Here is a 3,424-nt window from a genome sequence, read left to right as displayed (position 1 = left end):
GATTATTCCGATTTCCGGTTTATTCCGATTGTATCATCAAGCTCTGTTCCTTGACCGTGTTTCACAAATAAAAATCGGAATAATTCTTGCAGATATAGTTACGCCATGTTTCCATGATATTGGGCAAATAGGAGGGCCCTATACATGGAAGCAAACACATTAAGGAAACATTTTGACTATCTGATCCAAAGTACAGAAAAACTTCAATTATCAAAATATGTTCTGGAACGCTATAAGAAGCATTATGAGGATGTTTTTCTATTCTGTGTCGAAAAACATCTTGATGCCTTTGGTCATCGGAATGCAGAGGATTTCTGCAGGGTAAAATGCCTTTCCCTGAAAAAGTTCGCTGCAAAGGAAACCGCAAAGATAGCTTACACGACTGCAGGATATTTTGAAAATGGGTATTTCATGTGGAAATCCATCACCTTTACACTGTATCCGGTCTGTGAGAACTATGAAAAACTTCTGGAAGGATTCTGCCGGGAATTGTTAAAAACACTCAGCCCCGGTACTGTCAGGGGAGGAGCGGGCATCATCCGGCAATTCCTATATTTCCTTGAACAGTCCAAAGTGACCAGCGCAGCACGCATGACCGCTTTAAACGTCCTGGACTTTGTCCGCCAGGAAGCCCCGAACCACAAAAGCAGCATGGCAAAGCTTTTAAGGACAATGAGAAAATTCGTCTGTTTCCTGCGTTCGGAAGGCATCGTGGAATTGGATGTGGACCGTTTCCTTGAAAATGCCGGCAGACAGAGACAGAAAGCATTGCCCTGTTTTACGGATGATGATATCCATCGCATTTTTGCACAGATAGACCGTTCCACCGACAAAGGCCGGCGGGATTACGCCATATTTGTGACCTCTTTTCGGATCGGTCTCAGGGCTTCCGATATTTCAAAGTTAATGCTTACCGATATCGACTGGGCAGGAAAAACGGTCAGGGTTGTCCAAAAGAAAACGAACACAGTGCTGGAACTGCCACTGCCTGTCGATGTGGGGAATGCCATTGCAGACTATATCCTGCACGCAAGGTATAAGACAGATTGCCCATATATTTTTCTCAGGCTCAGGAACTCACCGTCAATCACCCCCATGAACCCAACAGCATTTAACGGCTGCCTGCGCAGATACCTGGAAAAGGCAGGAATTGAGCGCACCGGCTGGGACGGGAGGTCATTCCATGCACTGCGCAGGACAGCAGGAACAAATATGGTGATGTCCGGTGTTCCCATTTCCACGGTATCCCAAATCCTTGGCCATGGCAGCATGGAATCCTCCAAGCGGTATATATCTCTGGACACGGAAACACTCAGGGAATGTGCCCTGGATCTTGGTGAAATGCATACAGAAAAGGAGGGGCTGGTATGAAACCTTCCTTTCACAGTGGGTTTGCCGTCGACATCCGGGATATGATGGAATGGCGGGGGGTCCTTGGATATACGGAATCATGCTACACGCAGGAGCTGGCAGCTTTTGACCGCTACTGTCAGAAGAACTTTCCCGACACCAGTATCCTCACATGGGAGATATCCCTTTCTTACCTCAATGCCATCCGCGAAAGACGGGGAGTCAGGACGGATGTGGCTGCACTCAGGAACCTTGGCAGATACCAGGCCATGGCCGGCAAGACAGCCTGCATCTTTCCGGCAGATTATTTCAGCCATAAGAAGCGGCGCATGCCATATATCATGAATGACAGGGAACTGCAGCGCTTCTTTAAAGCGGCTGATGAGTACCCGTACAATAAATGCTGTCCGCTCCTGACATACACTGCGGCTGTCATTTTCAGGCTCCAGTATTCCACAGGCATGAGGCCACAGGAAACGAGGCATCTTACAAGGCAGGATTTCGATTTTTTACATGACACCGTTTACATTGCGGATTCCAAACGGCATAAGGACAGATGCATTGCGGTCCCCCACAAGATTATGGTCATGTGCAGGAAATATGATGGGATCGCGCGCCGGATATATCCGGAAACAAATGTATTTTTTCCTAACAGAAACAAAAAGGAACACAATGCCGCAAGCATCCAGACCCTTTTCCACAAGTGCTGGGAAAAGGCAGGAAACCCAGACGGACTTGAATACTGCACACCTTACATCCTTCGGCACAACTTTGCTACCCGGCGTATCACCGGATGGATGGAGGATGGGAAGGACTTTGACCGATATATGCCTTACCTGAGTGCCTACATGGGGCACCAGACCTTCCATGAGACCTGTTATTACCTGCACCTTATGCCTGACCGCCTTTCCCGGATGGACTGCATGGATATCTCTGATGTTGTACCGGAGGCGGCCTATGAAGAATAACCCTTTCTGGAAAAAGCTCAGAGATTACTTTTCTATATATCTGCCAAAACAGCGCAGCAGCAGTGAAAAAACAATAGACACCAGCCATATGGCATGGAACTTACTGCTCCGGTATCTCCTTCAGGAACGGGGGATGACGGCAGGCGCACTGGAGTTTGAATCCTTTACATCGGAACTGCTGACAGCGTTCCTCGACAGAATGGAAACAGTCAGGCATTGGAAAACATCCACGAGGAATAACCGCCTCAGCTGCATACGTGCATTTTTTAAATATGCGTCCTGCACATGCCCGGAAGCATACGTGGTGCATGAGGATCTGCGCACGATCCCGTTAAAGAAGGGAATCGACAGTTCACGGGTCGTAAGCCATATGGCAAAGGATGTCATTGCCTCCATCATAGGATGCATTGATATTTTATCGCCCAAAGGCCTGCGGGACTGCTTTTATCTGACCCTGATGTATGATTCCGCAGCCCGCAACGGGGAAATGCTAGGGCTAAAACTATCGGACATCAGCACAGACAATGCGTGCATCTGTCTGTTTGGGAAAGGCTCCAAGCCGAGGCTGGTCCCATTGACGAGGGAGACCATGGCCATGTTTGCGAAATATAAGACCTCTTTCCATAAGGGCAGTGACAGGAGTTCCCCACTGTTTTATACAATGCATAAAGGACAAAAGACTCCCATGTCTGATGACAATGTCGCCCGTTTCCTAAAAAAATATGCCATCCAGACATGCAGCCAGAACCCTCATGTGCCAGAAAACGTTCATCCACATATGATAAGACACTCCCGTGCAATGCATCTATACCAGGGCGGTATGCCGCTCGCAGTGTTATCAGAATTCCTAGGGCATGAAGACCCGGAAACGACACTGATTTATGCCTATGCAGACACGGAGATGAAACGACAGGCTGTGGAAAAAGCGTCCGAGAGTCTTCCGCTCACAGATATAGAGATGGAGTTCCCGGCTTGGGAAGATGCTGATATCATCGGTCGGCTTGTGCGAGGCTACTAAAAGAATTATTCCGATAAACTTGTTCAGAATACGTGAGAATACGGCTTTCAAAACGGTTTATCGGAATAAACCGGAAATCGGAATAATC

Annotated in this window: 3 protein-coding genes; all 3 read left to right on the top strand. The window is 47.9% G+C overall.

Annotated features, from left to right (window positions below; all coding sequences use genetic code 11):
• Positions 1–144 precede the first annotated feature (144 nt).
• Genes V8Q34_RS27310 through V8Q34_RS27300 form a run of 3 tightly spaced genes read left to right on the top strand, consistent with a single transcriptional unit; the run spans position 145 to position 3,336 of the window.
• Entirely contained in the window at positions 145–1,371 is a 1,227-nt protein-coding gene (locus V8Q34_RS27310) for a site-specific integrase (protein ID WP_335836686.1), read from the top strand.
• A complete protein-coding gene (locus tag V8Q34_RS27305; RefSeq protein WP_335836685.1) occupies positions 1,368–2,318 on the top strand; it encodes a tyrosine-type recombinase/integrase in 951 nt (316 codons plus the stop codon). Before V8Q34_RS27310 ends, V8Q34_RS27305 begins: the two co-directional genes overlap by 4 nt.
• Entirely contained in the window at positions 2,308–3,336 is a 1,029-nt protein-coding gene (locus tag V8Q34_RS27300; protein WP_335836684.1) for a tyrosine-type recombinase/integrase, read from the top strand. The genes V8Q34_RS27305 and V8Q34_RS27300 overlap by 11 nt, the downstream gene beginning before the upstream one ends.
• The last annotated feature ends 88 nt before the right edge of the window (positions 3,337–3,424 follow it).

This window comes from Blautia sp. JLR.GB0024 (genome assembly GCF_037000545.1).
GTDB classification, from domain to species: Bacteria; Bacillota; Clostridia; order Lachnospirales; family Lachnospiraceae; genus Blautia; species Blautia celeris.
Note: the sequence above shows the minus strand (reverse complement) of the source record. Positions and strands in the feature narration are given on the sequence as shown.